Source organism: Pseudomonas sp. WS 5078 (assembly GCF_012985745.1).
In the GTDB taxonomy this organism is placed as follows: domain Bacteria; phylum Pseudomonadota; class Gammaproteobacteria; order Pseudomonadales; family Pseudomonadaceae; genus Aquipseudomonas; species Aquipseudomonas lundensis_A.
The window spans coordinates 130,419-146,075 of sequence record NZ_JAAQWX010000013.1; the positions used below are offsets into that span (position 1 = coordinate 130,419).

The following is a 15,657-nucleotide window of genomic DNA, read 5'->3' on the forward strand; positions in this document are numbered from 1 at the left end:
ACGGTTCCCGCCGACCCACTTACTAAGGAACGCCTCTGTATGCGCTTGAGACTCCGCCTGATTACGCTCTTTGCGGGCCTTTTGGTCAGTCACGTCAGCTCGGCTGCCGAATTGCCACAACGTTGGGTCAGTGCCGGAGGGGCGCTCTCTGAATGGGTCAGTGCGCTGGGGGCGGAGTCTAAATTGGTTGGGGTCGATACCACTAGCCAACATCCTGAATCACTTAAATCCCTGCCCAGTATCGGCTATCAGCGTCAACTCTCGGCCGAGGGCATCTTGAGCCTCAAGCCTGATGTGTTGATTGGTACGCAAGAGATGGGGCCAGCGGAGGTCTTAAAGCAGATTCAAGGGGCTGGAGTGCCGGTTGAACTGTTCTCGGCACAGGCTGATCTGGCGACGCTGCAGGCGACGCTTTTGCATTTAGGGCAGTTACTTGGGGATGACGTGAACGCCAAGGGCGTTTTTGACCGTTTTAAGCAGCAAATGGATCGCCAGCGTGTTCAGGTCAAGCAAATACAAGCAACGCACAAGGTGCCGGGCGTTCTTTTGTTACTGGGGCATGCGGGTGGCAAGCCGATGATTGCGGGTAAAGAAACGGCTGCGGACTGGCTGATCCAGCAGGCCGGCGGACGAAATCTTGCCATACATTCGGGCTACAAACCGTTTTCGGTTGAGGCATTGGCGGGCTTGAACCCGCAGGTTCTGGTATTTGCTGATCGCAGCCTGAGCGGTGAGGCCGCCCGCGCCGCACTGTTGAAAGAAAACCCGGTGCTGGCATCGATTCGTGCAGTCAAAGCAGGTCAGGTCTATGAAATGGACCCGACCCTGCTGGTTGGCGGGCTGGGACCACGGTTGCCGGAGCGTCTCAAGCAGCTCACGGCTGAGTTCTACCCCGAGGCTGCGGGCACTCAATGAAAACGCTGGTAAAACCCCGTGCTTTGTTTATGAGCCTGGGCCTCTTGTGCCTGCTGGCAACATGGTTGTCGCTGGCGCTTGGGCCGGTGAGTTTGCCTCTGTTCGATACATTGCGCGCTGCCTTGCGGTTGATGGGGCTGCCTGTGCAGGGCGAAGGAGTGGAACAGGCGGAATTGATTCTGGGGCAGATCCGTTTGCCGCGGACCTTGCTGGGGTTGGCGGTGGGTGGTGTGCTGGCGCTGTCGGGTGTTGCAATGCAGGGCTTGTTCCGCAACCCGTTGGCCGATCCCGGGCTGGTCGGTGTCTCCAGCGGTGCAGCCTTGGGCGCGGCAATTGCCATCGTGGGCGGCGCTGCGTTGGGTGGTTTGCCGGACTTTATCGGGCCGTACTTGTTGTCGCTCTGTGCGTTTTTGGGGGGCTTGGGAGTGACTGCGCTGGTTTACCGGCTAGGACGGAAAAATGGCCAAACCCAAGTGGCCGTGATGTTGCTGGCGGGGATCGCACTGACGGCGTTATCGGGTTCCGCAGTAGGGCTTTTTACTTATCTGGCGGATGACGCGACGCTTCGTACGCTGACGTTCTGGAATCTGGGCAGTTTAAATGGCGCCAGCTATGCACGGTTGTGGCCACTGCTGCTGGTCACTGTCGGTGTTGCGCTGTGGCTGCCACGCCGTGCAACGGCGTTGAATGCGTTGTTGCTGGGCGAATCGGAAGCCAATCACTTGGGAGTTAATGTTGAGGGTCTGAAGCGTGAACTGGTGTTTTGTACTGCTTTGGGCGTCGGTGCGGCTGTAGCGGCGGCGGGGATGATTGGCTTTATAGGGTTGGTGGTGCCGCATCTGGTACGGCTGTTGGCGGGGCCAGATCATCGCGTTTTACTGCCCGCGTCAGTCTTGGCAGGGGCAAGTTTACTGCTGTTTGCTGATCTGATTGCGCGTTTGGCACTTGCCCCCGCTGAGCTGCCCATCGGTATTGTGACGGCCTTTCTGGGGGCTCCGTTCTTCCTGTATTTACTGCTGCGAGGCCGCCACTGATGTTGCGAGCGGAAAATCTGCAGATCCGTCGTGGGCAAAAAGTCGTGTTGTCGGGTATTACGCTTGAGGTCCGCCCTGGCGAGGTTCTCGGTGTGCTGGGGCCTAATGGTGCAGGTAAGAGCACCTTATTGGCGGGTTTGTGTGCAGAGTTGGCGCCTACCGAAGGCGACGTCTGGCTCGATCAGCGCCCGCTGAGTCGATGGAAGGGCGTGGAGCGCGCTCAACGGCTGGCCGTATTGCCACAAACGTCAACGCTTGATTTTGCGTTCCGCGTCGAGGACGTCGTCGGCATGGGGCGCTTGCCTCATCAGACAGGCCGAACCCGCGATGCCGAAATTGTTCAGGAGGCATTGCACGCAGCGGATGTTGAACACCTGGCAGGTCGCAGTTACCTCGCGTTATCGGGCGGTGAGCGTCAGCGTGTCCACCTTGCCCGCGTGCTGGCGCAATTATGGCCGGGGCAGGGTGGGCAAACACTGTTGCTGGATGAGCCGACCTCCATGCTGGACCCGTTGCATCAGCACACCACGTTAAAGGCTATCCGGGCGTTCGCAGACAGGGGCGCCGCGGTCTTGATCATTCTGCATGACCTTAATCTGGCCGCGCGCTATTGCGACCGATTGTTACTGCTGGAAAACGGTCGGCCGCGTGCGCTGGATTGTCCGCAGGCAGTGTTGCAGCCTGCGTTGCTCCAGGCGGTATTCGGGCTTGAGGTATTGGTACACCAGCACCCTGAGCTGGGGCATCCGCTGATCATTGCGCGTTGAATTCCTGACTTTTGAAAGGCCCGACGCTTTTGTGCAGGCAAAAAAAAGACCCGGCAAAAGCCGGGTCAAATAACCGTGATTAGCCTGATGAGGAGATTTTCTGAGAGTCCGAACCAAGGGCCTTTCAGAAGATCGTCTGGCCTCGCGACCAGATGGCGTAATAATAACAATTCTCATTATCGAGTCAACAGCAGTTTGTCGCTTTTTTAAGAGCAGGGCAAAGTTTCAAACTTTTCGTGCCGTCAACGCGCTCTCAACTTGTTTGTTGAGTGCTTCTTTACGCTCTGCGGGAACATCGTTCCAGTGGACATCCAGCAAGGCACCCTCAATTGCATAGAGCAAGACTTTGGACGCTCTGAACCCTCGGGCTTTCACCGCACGATAAGCATCAGCTGCGCCAAGCCGTTTCAAGTCCGAAAGGTTATGAATACCCACAGCGTGCAGCCATTGCGCCGACGTCTTTCCAAGATTTCTCAAATGCTGGAGTTCATCGTTCATCAAGCCTCCTTGCGACGGCGCAAGCGCAGTGTTTGCTGGACCAAGTCTGTCTTTCAGGAGTGTAGCGCTCTGTAGGAAAACCGCCGTTCTTTAGTCGGTTTTGGAACAAGCAGGGCTATTTAAGGGCGAAATCTATAGGTTGGAGAGGGTCGCAGAGGGGATTGAAACGATGGGAATAGAGCTGCTGGACAGGATCGACAAGCCGGGTTTGCGCCGACGCAGGTGCGCGTGCCCGGATGTCGCATTTTGCTACTTTGTGCGGTAACGCAGTCGAGTGCCGAAGTTGACCGACATCAAAATCTCATCCGCCGTCAATTCAACAGGGAAGTAAGCCCCTGAGATCTGAGCATGGGCCAGGCTGGCACCTTCAATGCACGCTGTGCGCAGGTCGAGCCCCCGAAGGTCCGCAGAGCGAAAGTAACCATCGGTGAAGTCCACGTCCTGCGCATTCAACTGACGCAAATCCAGCCCTCGGAAATCCCCGCCGCGCATATCAATGGGCCCTTGCGGGCGTTCTTGATTGAAACCGGCGATATCGTCCTTGTGCAGCAGCGCGTACAGCGCCGAATCAAGCAATTGTGGGCGGCTCATGAGGCGTCTCCTGTTGGATTTATGACGCCATTATAGTGCCACTATTGAGTGACCGCGAACCCTTGCCGCCTCACGGTCACTCGGGTGCGTTACAGCCCTGGCAGTCGCTGACGAATGTCTGCGATCAAGGTGTCCAGACTTTTACTGTTATTGGTTTCAATATGCTTGCTGCGCAGCACTTCGTCGGCGCCCAGAGGCTCGCGACGGGCACGTTGAGCGCGCACCACATCAAGGGTGGCATCAGACGGGTCAGTGCCTTGGGCCTGACGATGAGCCAGCCAGCCTTCGATTACGGCGTCCGGTGCATCGCAATCGATGATCAGGCACGGCACACCGGTGGACTCGGCCACACTGGCAGCGGCGTCACGTTGTTCGCGTTTCAGGTACGTGGCATCAATGATTACCGGGAAGCCTGCACGCAGCACGGTCGCGGCCAGTTCATGCAACTTTTTGTAGGTGCTGTCGCTGGCATCGGTGCTGTAGATACCTTCACCTACAGCATTTTCACGCTGCTGTGCACCGAACAATTGTTTACGGATGACATCGGAGCGCAGGCGGATGGCGCCCAGTGCTTCGACCAAACGCATGGCAACCGAGCTTTTACCCACGGCTGATACACCGTGAGTGATTGCCAGAAAGCGCGATGGAATGGTGCTGTAGCTTTCTGCAAGGTTCGCGTAATTGCGGTATTGGCGCAGGGTGGTAGCGCGTTGAACACCACTGGCTTCGGCGGGCATGCTGAACAGGCTGACTTTGGCGCGTACCAGCGCACGGTAGGCTTTGTAGAAGTTAAGCAGCTCTAGCCCCTGATAGTCACCGGTCAATTCCAGATACTGGCTGACAAAGCGCCGGGCCAGGCATTTCAGCCCGCGGTCTTCAAGGTCCATGGCGAGGAAGCCGACATCACCATAGACGTCGGTGAAGCGGAAGGGCTCGTTAAATTCGATGCAGTCGAAAATCACCACTTTGCCATCAATCAGCGTGGCGTTACCCAAGTGGATGTCGCCATGGCATTCGCGAATGAACCCTTCGGCTTTACGTTGTTTGAGCAAGGGTTCAAGGCGGGTGAAGTTGCTTTCTGCCCAGGCTTGAAGGGCATCCAGTTGCTGCAAGTCTGTTTTATCAGTCAGAAACGGCCGAATCTGGTCGAAGTTTTGACGCACGGGTTCCATGACGGCTTCTGGCGTGCCTTGGTAGTGCTCAAGCGATACGTGAGGTGCATTAATGTGGAAATGAGCGATTTGCTGCGCCATTTCATCAATGTGTGCGGCATTCAGCTCGCCGTTGGCTTGCAGGGTGCTGAGCAATTGGCTCTGCGGAAACTGACGCATTTTCAGCGCGTATTCGATCACAGGGCCGTCGCCGCCCAAGACCGGGGCATCTGGAGATCCAGTGATCGGCAGTACGTCGAGGTACAGCCCTTCAGTCAGGCGCTGGTTCAAGCGCAGCTCTTCGTTGCAAAAGAATTTGCGCTGATCAAGGTCGGTAAAGTCGAGAAAACCGAAGTTGACCGGTTTCTTCAGCTTGTAGGCATACGGGCCGGTGAGGATTACCCAAGAAATGTGCGTTTCGATAACCTGAAACCCATCGACGTCATGCGGGTATAGGCTCGGGTTCTGTAGCGCGGCGATCAGGTTCTGGCTCACGGTTGGTCCTTCAAGACGGGGAAAATTCAATGCGCCATTATGGCTGCTGACGGCGGTACTGCAAACCGCCGGGCTGCGCATGATGAACGTGAACAAAGTGCGTATAATCCGCCGCCATGACTCGTACCCGATCCCCCCGTTCCCGTTCCAAACGTCCCTCCGGTGGCGGCCTTCGCCCATGGCTGGGCTGGGCGCTCAAGCTCAGTCTGGTCGGCCTGGTTGTGCTGGCAGGTTTCGCCGTCTACCTCGACGCTATCGTTCAGGAGAAGTTCTCCGGCAAACGCTGGACCATCCCGGCCAAGGTTTACGCCCGGCCGCTTGAGCTGTTCGTCGGCCAAAAGCTGAGCAAGAACGATTTTCTCACTGAACTCGATGCTTTGGGCTATCGCCGTGAAAGTGCGGTCAGCGGCCCAGGCGCTGCGTCAGTCAATGGCAACACGGTTGACCTCAATACCAGGGGGTTCCAGTTTTATGAAGGTGCCGAGAAAGCCCAGCCTGTGCGTGTGCGTTTCTCCGGTGATTACGTTGCCGAACTGTCGACCTCCAATGGCGCCAAGTTGCCCGTAGTGCGCCTTGAGCCACTGCTGATCGGTGGTCTCTACCCGAAAAATCTTGAAGACCGCATTCTGATCAACATTGATCAGGTGCCTCCGTTCCTGCTGGAAACCCTGGTAACGGTGGAAGATCGTGATTTTTACCATCACTTGGGGGTGTCGCCGAAGTCGATCGCCCGTGCCATTTGGGTCAACTCGTCTTCCGGGCAAATGCGTCAGGGCGGCAGTACGCTGACTCAGCAGTTGGTCAAAAACTTCTACCTGACCAACGAGCGCAGTCTGAGCCGCAAGCTGACCGAAGCGATGATGGCAGTACTGCTGGAATTGCATTACGACAAGCGCGAAATCCTTGAGGCTTACCTCAACGAGGTTTTTGTCGGGCAGGACGGCCAACGGGCTGTGCATGGTTTTGGTCTGGCCAGCCAGTTCTTCTTCAGCCAGCCATTGTCTGAACTCAAGTTGCATCAAGTGGCTTTACTGGTAGGGATGGTCAAAGGGCCGTCTGCTTATAATCCGCGGCGCTACCCGGAGCGCGCGCTGGAACGACGTAATCTGGTCCTCGACTTGCTTGAACAGCAGGGTGTGGCCACTTCCGAGCAAGTGGCGGCAGCTAAAAAAATGCCGCTGGGCGTGACCAAGCGCGGGAGTCTGGCAGACAGTTCGTTCCCGGGTTTCCTGGATTTGGTGAAGCGTCAGTTGCGTGAAGACTATCGCGATGAAGACTTGACCGAAGAAGGTCTGCGGATTTTCACCAGCTTCGATCCGATCTTGCAGATGAAGTCCGAAGCCGCTGTCGGAGAAACCTTCAAGCGTCTGGCCGGGCGTAAAGGCTCCGATGAAGTCGAAGCAGCGATGGTGGTGACGAACCCTGAAACGGGCGAAGTGCAGGCGCTGATTGGCAGCCGCTTGCCGGGTTATGCGGGCTTCAACCGGGCGCTGGACGCGGTACGGCCGATTGGCTCGCTGATCAAGCCGGCGGTTTATCTCACCGCGTTGGAGCGTCCAAGCCAGTACACGTTGACCAGTTGGCTGTCAGACGAACCCTTGTCGATCAAAGGAGCAGATGGCCAGATCTGGAAGCCGCAAAACTATGACCGCCGTTCACACGGCACCGTCTTCCTGTATCAGTCGATGATGAACTCCTACAACTTGGGCACTGTGCGACTGGGGCAGGAAGTGGGCGTTCCCAACGTGCTCAAGACCTTGGCGCGGCTAGGGGTTGAACGTGAGTTCCCGGCATTCCCTTCCATGTTGCTGGGGGCTGGGGCCTTGAGTCCGATGGAAGTGGCGACGATGTATCAAACCTTGGCCAACGGCGGTTTTAATACTCCGATGCGCGGGATTCGCAGCGTGCTGACGGCTGAAGGTGAGCCGCTCAAGCGTTATCCGTTCCAGATCCAGCAGCGCTTTGATCCAGGGTCGATCTACCTGATTCAAAACGCCATGCAGCATGTAATGCGTGAGGGTACAGGTCGTTCTGTTTACAACGTGTTGCCCAAAAGTTTGGCGTTGGCTGGTAAAACCGGTACCAGTAACGATTCCCGCGACAGCTGGTTTGCCGGGTTCAGCCAGGATCTGCTGGCTGTCGTCTGGCTGGGGCGTGATGACAACGGTAAAACACCGTTCACGGGTGCAACGGGTGCCTTGCAGGTGTGGACCAGTTTTATGAACAAGGCTGACCCGCTACCGCTCGACATGCCGCAACCGGATAACATCGTTCAGGCGTGGATTGATCCGCATACCGGGCAAGGTTCAGATGCCAACTGCCCGGGCGCGGTGCAGATGCCGTATATTCGCGGCAGTGAGCCGCCCGCCGGAGCCAGTTGTGCAGCTGAAACACCTGCAACCGGTGAGGCGGTGATGGACTGGGTCAAGGGCTGGTTGAATTAAGCAAAGAGGAATTGACGTGAATAAGTGGTGGGTTCCGGCTGTAACAGCCTTGGCTTTGCTCAATGGTTGCGCCAGTGTTCCGCAGGGCTCTATTCCTGTGGTCGATGCAGGTGTTCCAGTGTCCAATAACGAGCGTGTTTCTGCTCAGCGTACGGCGGGTAATTACCCGCAGGCGACTGCTCCGCGCACTGCGCAGGCTCAAGCCATTCCTCAAGACTCTGGCGTAGTAGTGATGATTCCGGGTGGCGCGGCGGCGGTCTCTACACCGATCAGTGCCGAGCCGTTCACGCCGGGGCCGATTACCCCAAGCCCGGCGCCTGCGCCAATCAGCACTGGCAGCTATACGCCGGGCGCTGCTTACAGTGCGCCGACCCCGGTGACGCCAAGCGGTATTCCGTCCAGCAGCGGTGGACTGGCGGCTGATGAGCAATTGGATGGCCCGGTGCTGGCATTGCTGACCACCGCTCAGCAACAGCAAGCAACGGGTGATTTGAATGGCGCATCGTCCAGCCTTGAACGTGCGCAGCGTGTAGCGCCCCGTGAACCACAAGTACTCTATCGTCTGGCGCAGGTGCGCATGGCCCAAGGTGATGCTGCGCAAGCGGAACAGTTTGCACGTCGCGGTCTGACATTCGCTGGCGGCCGTCCGGATCTTCAAGCCAGCCTGTGGGGTTTGATTGCTCAGGCGCGTGAGAAACAAGGTGATGCAGCTGGCGCTGCATCGGCACGTCAAAAAGCCAAGGTGAGTCTGTAATGGATACACGCTTCCCGGCTATTGCCGAACAGTTATTGCTGATTGAGCGCGAATTGCGTGTGCAGGGCTGGTGGGACGACGTGTCGCCCTCCGCCGAGGCGTTGAGCAGTGTTGAGCCCTTTTCAGTGGATACGCTCGACTTCCATCAATGGTTGCAATGGATCTTTCTGGTGAGGATGAAACACATCCTCGAGCAGGATCTGCCGCTGCCCAATGCGTCGGGCATTCTTGAAATGGCTGAAATGGTGTATGCCGATAGGCCTTTAGAGAGTCTTAGCCTGCGTAATGCGCTGAAAAAGTTCGACCAACTGATCGTCGACGCTCGTTAATTGCCTGGCTGCCGGTTTTTCCGGCAGTCGTGCGCATATTTCTACCGCTTTGCGCCATTCAGGCGAGTTTTATCCCTCATCAAGCCCGTTTCTTTTGTGTTCAGATGCGCGTAGTTGGAAAAAAGCGCAATTATTGCTTGACTTGGGTGGGGTGAATGAGAAGAATCGAAAGTCCGCTGTAGAGGGACTGCCAGAAGCAGACTCTCTCAGCAGATCATGAGGCGCACACCCGCGCCGACCTGCTACACCCGCAACGCGTTACCTCGCGCTGGGTGGGAAACCCCCGCAATACTTGGGGAGCTCCCAATACTTGCTCAGTCAGTGCTGACGTAGTCGGCGACCACCGTCGCTCATGCTCTGCTGAAAAGTAAACCTATTAAGACCCGTTCGTTTTTTGCGATCGGTATTCTGGCGTTTTAGAGGTGAACAACGTGGAGCTTTTATCTGGCGGTGAGATGCTCGTCCGCTTTTTGCGCGACGAAGGTGTCAAACATATCTACGGGTACCCTGGTGGTGCTCTCCTGCATGTCTACGACGCACTGTTCAAAGAGCCGGAAGTGTCACACATCCTGGTTCGTCACGAACAAGCTGCTACTCATATGGCTGACGGTTATGCCCGTGCCACCGGTAAAGCTGGTGTAGTACTGGTCACGTCCGGCCCCGGTGCTACCAATGCCATTACGGGTATTGCGACCGCCTACATGGACTCTATTCCGATGGTCATCATCTCCGGTCAGGTGCCTAGCACAATGGTCGGGACCGATGCTTTCCAGGAGACCGACATGATCGGTATCTCCCGGCCCATCGTTAAGCACAGTTTCATGATCAAGCATGCTTCGGAGATCCCGGAGGTCATGAAAAAGGCGTTCTACCTGGCACAGTCCGGTCGTCCTGGCCCTGTGGTGGTGGATGTTCCCAAGGACATGACCAACCCGGCTGAAAAGTTCGAATACGTTTTCCCGAAAAAAGCCAAGCTGCGTTCCTACAGCCCGGCGGTTCGTGGTCACTCCGGCCAGATCCGCAAAGCGGTGGAAATGCTGCTGGCGGCCAAGCGTCCGGTGGTTTACGCAGGCGGCGGCGTCATTTTGGGCGGCGGCTCTGCTCCGTTGACCGAGTTGGCGAAAATGCTCAACGTGCCAGTCACTAACACGTTGATGGGCTTGGGGGCTTACCCTGGCACAGACCGTCAGTTCATCGGCATGCTGGGTATGCATGGCAGCTTTACGGCCAACATGACCATGCATAACGCAGACGTGATCCTGGCAGTCGGGGCGCGCTTTGATGATCGCGTGATCAATGGCCCGTCCAAGTTCTGTCCCAATGCCAAGATCATCCATGTGGATATCGACCCTGCGTCTATTTCCAAGACCATCAAGGCGGATGTGCCCATCGTCGGTCCGGTCGAAAGCGTCATGACCGAAATGGTCTCGATCCTCAAGGACATTGGCGAAACACCCAATGCTGAAGCGGTCGCTACGTGGTGGAAGCAGATCGATGAGTGGCGCGGTGATCGCGGTTTGTTTCCGTACGACAAGGGCGACGGTAGCAAAATCAAGCCGCAAGCCGTAATCGAGATGCTTTGCGAAGTGACCAAGGGCGACGCGTATGTGACGTCCGATGTGGGTCAGCACCAGATGTTTGCGGCTCAGTATTACCGCTTCAACAAGCCTAATCGCTGGATCAACTCAGGTGGTCTGGGGACGATGGGCTTTGGGTTCCCGGCTGCCATGGGGGTCAAATTAAGCTTCCCGGATGCTGATGTAGCCTGTGTGACAGGTGAGGGCAGTATTCAGATGAACATTCAGGAATTGTCGACGTGTTTGCAGTACGACTTGCCCGTGAAGATCATCAGTCTCAATAACGGCGTACTGGGAATGGTGCGCCAATGGCAGGACATGAACTACGGCAGCCGTCACTCGCATTCCTACATGGAGTCGCTGCCTGACTTCGTGAAGCTGGCAGAGGCTTATGGCCATGTAGGCATTCGGATCACGGACCTGAAAGACCTGAAGCCAAAAATGGAAGAAGCGTTCGCCATGAAAGACCGTTTGGTGTTCCTGGATATTCAGGTCGACACCAGCGAGCACGTATACCCGATGCAGATCAAAGATGGCTCCATGCGAGACATGTGGCTGAGCAAGACGGAGCGTACTTAATCATGCGGCACATTATTTCTTTGCTTCTTGAAAACGAACCGGGTGCCTTGTCTCGCGTTGTAGGGCTTTTTTCGCAACGTAACTACAACATTGAAAGCCTGACGGTAGCGCCCACCGAAGACCCGACTTTATCGCGTCTGACGCTGACGACCGTGGGGCACGATGAGATCATCGAGCAGATCACCAAAAACCTGAACAAGCTGATTGAAGTGGTCAAGCTGGTCGACCTGTCGGAGAGTGCTCACATTGAGCGTGAACTGATGTTGGTTAAGGTCAAGGCAACGGGAGCGCAGCGCGCAGAGATCAAACGAACGACGGACATCTTCCGTGGCCAGATCGTTGATGTGAGCGCCAGTGTTTATACCGTGCAATTGACGGGTACCAGTGACAAGCTCGACAGCTTCATTCAGTCGATTGGAACCGCTTCGATCCTGGAAACAGTTCGCAGCGGTGTCACCGGGATTGCCCGTGGCGACAAAGTACTCAGCATCTAAAACTAATAAGTGCTAATGGCCTGAATGGCCTGGATATAAGGGAAAATCATGAAAGTTTATTACGACAAAGACTGCGACCTTTCGATCATCCAGGGCAAAAAAGTAGCCATCATTGGTTACGGCTCCCAAGGTCACGCTCAAGCCTGCAACCTGAAAGACTCAGGTGTAGACGTGACTGTCGGTCTGCGTAAAGGTTCGGCCACTGTCGCTAAAGCTGAGGCTCATGGCCTCAAAGTAACCGACGTTGCCAGCGCTGTTGCCGCAGCGGACCTGGTCATGATTCTGACCCCGGACGAGTTCCAGTCGTCGCTGTATAAAAACGAAATCGAGCCGAATATCAAGAAAGGCGCCACTCTGGCGTTCTCCCACGGCTTTGCGATTCACTACAACCAGGTTGTACCGCGTGCCGATCTCGACGTAATCATGATCGCGCCGAAAGCCCCGGGCCACACCGTCCGTTCTGAATTCGTAAAAGGCGGCGGTATTCCTGATCTGATCGCTATCTATCAGGACGCTTCGGGCAACGCCAAGAACGTTGCACTGTCTTACGCTTCGGGCGTGGGTGGCGGCCGTACCGGTATCATCGAAACCACATTCAAAGACGAGACTGAAACCGACCTGTTCGGTGAGCAGGCAGTTCTGTGCGGTGGTACTGTCGAGCTGGTCAAAGCTGGCTTCGAAACACTGGTTGAAGCAGGCTACGCGCCCGAGATGGCGTACTTCGAGTGTTTGCACGAACTGAAGTTGATCGTTGACCTCATGTACGAAGGCGGTATCGCGAACATGAACTACTCGATCTCCAACAACGCTGAGTACGGCGAGTACGTGACAGGTCCGGAAGTCATCAACGCCGAGTCCCGTCAGGCAATGCGCAATGCGCTCAAGCGTATCCAGGATGGCGAATACGCCAAGATGTTCATCAGCGAGGGTGCCACTGGTTACCCGTCGATGACCGCCAAGCGTCGCAACAACGCTGCACACGGTATCGAAGTGATCGGTGAGCAACTGCGTTCGATGATGCCTTGGATCGGCGCGAACAAGATTGTCGATAAAGCCAAGAACTAAGTTTGTAGCGTGAAGAAAAACGCGGCTTCGGCCGCGTTTTTTCGTTTAAAGGGTGGCTTCTGGTATAAAGCATCACTGTTTGCGTGTCAGTGTTGGCCGTGAACCTTTATCGAAACTTTCCATATCGTTGCAAGGTAATGTCCATGAGCGAACGTCCCGAAGAGCCAAAACAGGCCTCTGACGCCGATAGTCTGCTGCCTATCGATGAGCATGTCGAAGAAGGACATGACGCCGAAGGCCGTAAAGTCCGGCATCGTGGTATCTATCTGCTACCCAACCTTTTCACGACGGCGAACCTGTTCGCGGGTTTTTATTCGATCATCAACTCGATGAGCGCGCAAAGTGCCATGAGTGCAGGTGATGCTGCTGGAGCGAGCAAATACTTCGCTTTTGCCGCGATCGCGATCTTTGTGGCCATGGTGCTTGACGGTCTTGATGGTCGGGTTGCACGCATGACAAATACCCAAAGTGCCTTTGGTGCTGAATACGATTCCTTGTCTGACATGGTTGCCTTTGGCGTTGCCCCCGCTTTGTTGGCATTTGGTTGGGCGCTGGGGGATATGGGCAAGGTCGGCTGGATGGTTGCCTTTATTTATGTGGCTGGTGCAGCATTGCGTCTGGCGCGTTTCAACACTCAAGTAGGCACAGCGGATAAGCGGTACTTCATCGGCTTGGCGAGCCCCGCTGCAGCGGGTGTTGTGGCGGGGATCGTGTGGGCATTCAGCGATTACGGTATCCAGGGTTCCAAGATGTCGTTTCTGGTAGCGTTACTTGTTGCTGCTGCGGGCATGTTGATGGTCAGCAATATTAAGTACAACAGCTTTAAAGAGTTGGACTTGAAAGGTCGCGTACCTTTTGTCGCCATTCTGGCTGTGGTGCTGGTCTTTGCAGTGGTCTTCAGTGATCCGCCGCGTATTTTACTGCTGGTCTTTCTTGCTTATGCGGCATCCGGACCCGTTCAGTACCTGTTGCATCTGCGTCGGAACAAAAGCGCCGAGTGATGTAATTTCTCGCATACTCCGTAGTCTATTGGGCATCAGTCTTCCAATACTACGGAGTTGCCATGCTCATCAAGCTCCCCAAAGCGTCCGCCAGTAAAGAGTCGGATGTCACGCCTGAAGCTTTCTATTTGTCGCGCCGTGCATTGCTGGGGAGTTCGCTTGCCGGGCTTGCCGTGAGTGCGCTTCCTCGTTTAGCAAGCGCACAGGAGGGCGGGATGTATCCTGATGCCGACGCTGGCGCGCCACCCGCATGGTTTTCCGAAAAGCTTCCCAACACTAAATGGCAAGCGCTGAACGTCCAGGGAGAGGCAATCACCCCCTTCAAAGATGCTACTCACTACAACAATTTCTATGAGTTCGGCACCGACAAAGGCGATCCAGCGCAAAATGCTGGTGCATTGAAGACTGAGCCATGGACCGTGGTTGTTGATGGTGAGGTCGGTAAGCCGGGCCGATATGCGCTTGAAGACTTTATGAAGCCATATCAATTGGTAGAGCGGATTTACCGGCTTCGCTGTGTAGAAGCATGGTCAATGGTGATTCCTTGGTTGGGTTTCCCGCTTTCAGCATTGCTTAAGCAGGTAGAGCCTACGTCAAAAGCAAAGTTCATCCGTTTTGAGACGTTGCAGGATCCGAAGATCATGCCGGGGCAGCGTTCTGGATTCGCTTTGATTGATTGGCCTTATGTAGAGGGGTTGCGGTTGGATGAAGCGATGAACCCATTGGCAATTCTGGCGGTAGGGATGTACGGGCGAGAGTTGCCTAATCAAAACGGCGCGCCATTGCGGCTAGTGGTGCCTTGGAAATACGGCTTTAAAAGCGTGAAGTCCATTGTACGTATCAGCCTTGTTGAAGATCAGCCGAAGACGACTTGGCAGAGTATTGCGGCAGATGAATACGGCTTTTATGCCAACGTTAATCCGCAAGTGGACCATCCGCGATGGAGTCAGGCGCGTGAGCGTCGTCTGCCCAGTGGCCTGTTCAGTCCGAATGTACGCGAGACTCAGATGTTCAACGGTTACGGTGAAGAGGTGGCCTCTTTATACAGTGGGCTAGATCTGCGGAAAAACTACTGATGCGATTCCCTTATTGGCGTTCGTTTGTTTTTGTATTAGCGATTATTTGGCCGCTGCTCTGGGTGTTTCAGGCGTGGAGTTCAATGCTCGGGCCTGATCCGGGCAAAGTTCTGGTTGATCGTTTGGGGTTAGGAACGCTTATCTTATTGCTGATAACGCTTTGCATGACACCTTTACACAAGGTCACAGGATGGGCTGGCTGGGTTGCTGTTCGACGTCAAATCGGCTTGTGGTGTTTTGCTTATGTAATGCTGCATCTGTTGGCTTACCTCACTTTTGTATTGGGGTTCGATTGGTCACAGTTGGGGATGGAGTTGCAAAAGCGCCCTTACATTATTGTGGGCAGCCTTGGTTTCTTGCTGTTGTGCGTACTTGCCATAACGTCCAATCGTTACAGTCAGCGTCGCTTGGGCGCACGCTGGAAAAAGCTGCACCGCCTCATTTATGTGGTTTTAGGGTTGGGGCTGGTGCATATGCTGTGGATCGTTCGTGCAGACCTCAAGGAGTGGTCAGTTTATGCGGCGATAGGAGCGGGGTTGATGGTGCTGCGTATACCGTTTGTGATGCGTCGCTTACCACGTCTATATAAGAAGAAATCGCTATCTGCCTCTTGAGTCAAAATAAAGGCTTGACTCAGAATTCCATCGGCCTATAATTCGCCCCACTTCCGGCGCAGTCGAAACGGAAAACTCCTTGAGATTCAAAGAGTTAAACGATTTCGAAAGTGTCAGCTTCAAGTCATCGAAGCAGGAAATGAGGTGTTGACAGCAGCGTGTAACGCTGTAGAATTCGCCTCCCGCTGACGAGAGATCGAAAGCGCAAGTGGTTGATGTTACAGAGGAAACTTTGAAAACATCTTAAAATAACCGCTTGACAGCAACAGAGGC

Annotated in this window: 15 protein-coding genes; 12 read left to right on the top strand and 3 right to left on the bottom strand. The window is 55.4% G+C overall.

Going from position 1 to position 15,657, the window contains the following annotated elements:
- Positions 1-39: 39 nt before the first annotated feature.
- Genes HBN68_RS17295 through HBN68_RS17305 form a run of 3 tightly spaced genes read left to right on the top strand, consistent with a single transcriptional unit; the run spans position 40 to position 2,716 of the window.
- Positions 40-915, top strand: a complete 876-nt coding sequence (locus HBN68_RS17295; RefSeq protein ID WP_169965380.1) for an ABC transporter substrate-binding protein — start codon at positions 40-42, stop codon at positions 913-915.
- A gap of 50 nt (positions 916-965) precedes the next feature.
- Positions 966-1,949 (top strand): iron ABC transporter permease, encoded by a 984-nt coding sequence (locus HBN68_RS17300; protein WP_169965470.1) that lies wholly within the window; start codon positions 966-968, stop codon positions 1,947-1,949.
- Positions 1,949-2,716: a heme ABC transporter ATP-binding protein gene (locus HBN68_RS17305; RefSeq protein ID WP_169965378.1), complete on the top strand. Its 768-nt coding sequence runs from the start codon at positions 1,949-1,951 to the stop codon at positions 2,714-2,716. The genes HBN68_RS17300 and HBN68_RS17305 overlap by 1 nt, the downstream gene beginning before the upstream one ends.
- 225 nt (positions 2,717-2,941) lie before the next feature.
- On the opposite strand, the gene HBN68_RS17310 is transcribed toward HBN68_RS17305, so the two are convergent.
- The 3 genes from HBN68_RS17310 to HBN68_RS17320 all read right to left on the bottom strand — a co-directional run bounded on the left by HBN68_RS17310 (position 2,942) and on the right by HBN68_RS17320 (position 5,451).
- Entirely contained in the window at positions 2,942-3,214 is a 273-nt protein-coding gene (locus HBN68_RS17310; RefSeq protein WP_094993121.1) for a TfoX/Sxy family protein, read from the bottom strand.
- Between the two features lie 249 nt (positions 3,215-3,463).
- Positions 3,464-3,805, bottom strand: coding sequence for a pentapeptide repeat-containing protein (locus HBN68_RS17315; protein WP_094993120.1), 342 nt, complete (start codon positions 3,803-3,805; stop codon positions 3,464-3,466).
- A gap of 89 nt (positions 3,806-3,894) precedes the next feature.
- A complete protein-coding gene (locus tag HBN68_RS17320; protein ID WP_169965376.1) occupies positions 3,895-5,451 on the bottom strand; it encodes a bifunctional aminoglycoside phosphotransferase/ATP-binding protein in 1,557 nt (518 codons plus the stop codon).
- 116 nt (positions 5,452-5,567) lie between these two features.
- Between HBN68_RS17320 and mrcB the strand changes: the two genes are divergently transcribed.
- From mrcB to msrQ, 9 genes are all read left to right on the top strand, one after another.
- On the top strand, positions 5,568-7,895 hold the full coding sequence (gene mrcB, locus HBN68_RS17325) for a penicillin-binding protein 1B (RefSeq protein WP_169965374.1): 2,328 nt from the start codon (positions 5,568-5,570) through the stop codon (positions 7,893-7,895).
- A gap of 16 nt (positions 7,896-7,911) precedes the next feature.
- Positions 7,912-8,649, top strand: a complete 738-nt coding sequence (locus tag HBN68_RS17330; RefSeq protein WP_169965372.1) for a hypothetical protein — start codon at positions 7,912-7,914, stop codon at positions 8,647-8,649.
- Positions 8,649-8,978 carry a YqcC family protein gene (locus tag HBN68_RS17335; protein ID WP_094993116.1) on the top strand — a complete coding sequence of 110 codons (330 nt, stop codon included), beginning with the start codon at positions 8,649-8,651 and terminating at the stop codon, positions 8,976-8,978. Before HBN68_RS17330 ends, HBN68_RS17335 begins: the two co-directional genes overlap by 1 nt.
- A gap of 431 nt (positions 8,979-9,409) precedes the next feature.
- Positions 9,410-11,134 carry an acetolactate synthase 3 large subunit gene (locus HBN68_RS17340; protein ID WP_094993202.1) on the top strand — a complete coding sequence of 575 codons (1,725 nt, stop codon included), beginning with the start codon at positions 9,410-9,412 and terminating at the stop codon, positions 11,132-11,134.
- 2 nt (positions 11,135-11,136) lie between these two features.
- Entirely contained in the window at positions 11,137-11,628 is a 492-nt protein-coding gene (gene ilvN / locus HBN68_RS17345; protein ID WP_018609360.1) for an acetolactate synthase small subunit, read from the top strand.
- A 48-nt stretch (positions 11,629-11,676) separates the two neighbouring features.
- Positions 11,677-12,693 carry a ketol-acid reductoisomerase gene (gene ilvC / locus HBN68_RS17350; protein ID WP_094993115.1) on the top strand — a complete coding sequence of 339 codons (1,017 nt, stop codon included), beginning with the start codon at positions 11,677-11,679 and terminating at the stop codon, positions 12,691-12,693.
- 143 nt (positions 12,694-12,836) lie between these two features.
- On the top strand, positions 12,837-13,694 hold the full coding sequence (pssA, locus tag HBN68_RS17355) for a CDP-diacylglycerol--serine O-phosphatidyltransferase (protein WP_094993114.1): 858 nt from the start codon (positions 12,837-12,839) through the stop codon (positions 13,692-13,694).
- A gap of 62 nt (positions 13,695-13,756) precedes the next feature.
- Positions 13,757-14,770, top strand: coding sequence for a protein-methionine-sulfoxide reductase catalytic subunit MsrP (gene msrP, locus HBN68_RS17360; RefSeq protein WP_169965370.1), 1,014 nt, complete (start codon positions 13,757-13,759; stop codon positions 14,768-14,770).
- Positions 14,770-15,384, top strand: coding sequence for a protein-methionine-sulfoxide reductase heme-binding subunit MsrQ (msrQ, locus tag HBN68_RS17365; protein ID WP_094993112.1), 615 nt, complete (start codon positions 14,770-14,772; stop codon positions 15,382-15,384). Before msrP ends, msrQ begins: the two co-directional genes overlap by 1 nt.
- Positions 15,385-15,657 lie beyond the last annotated feature (273 nt).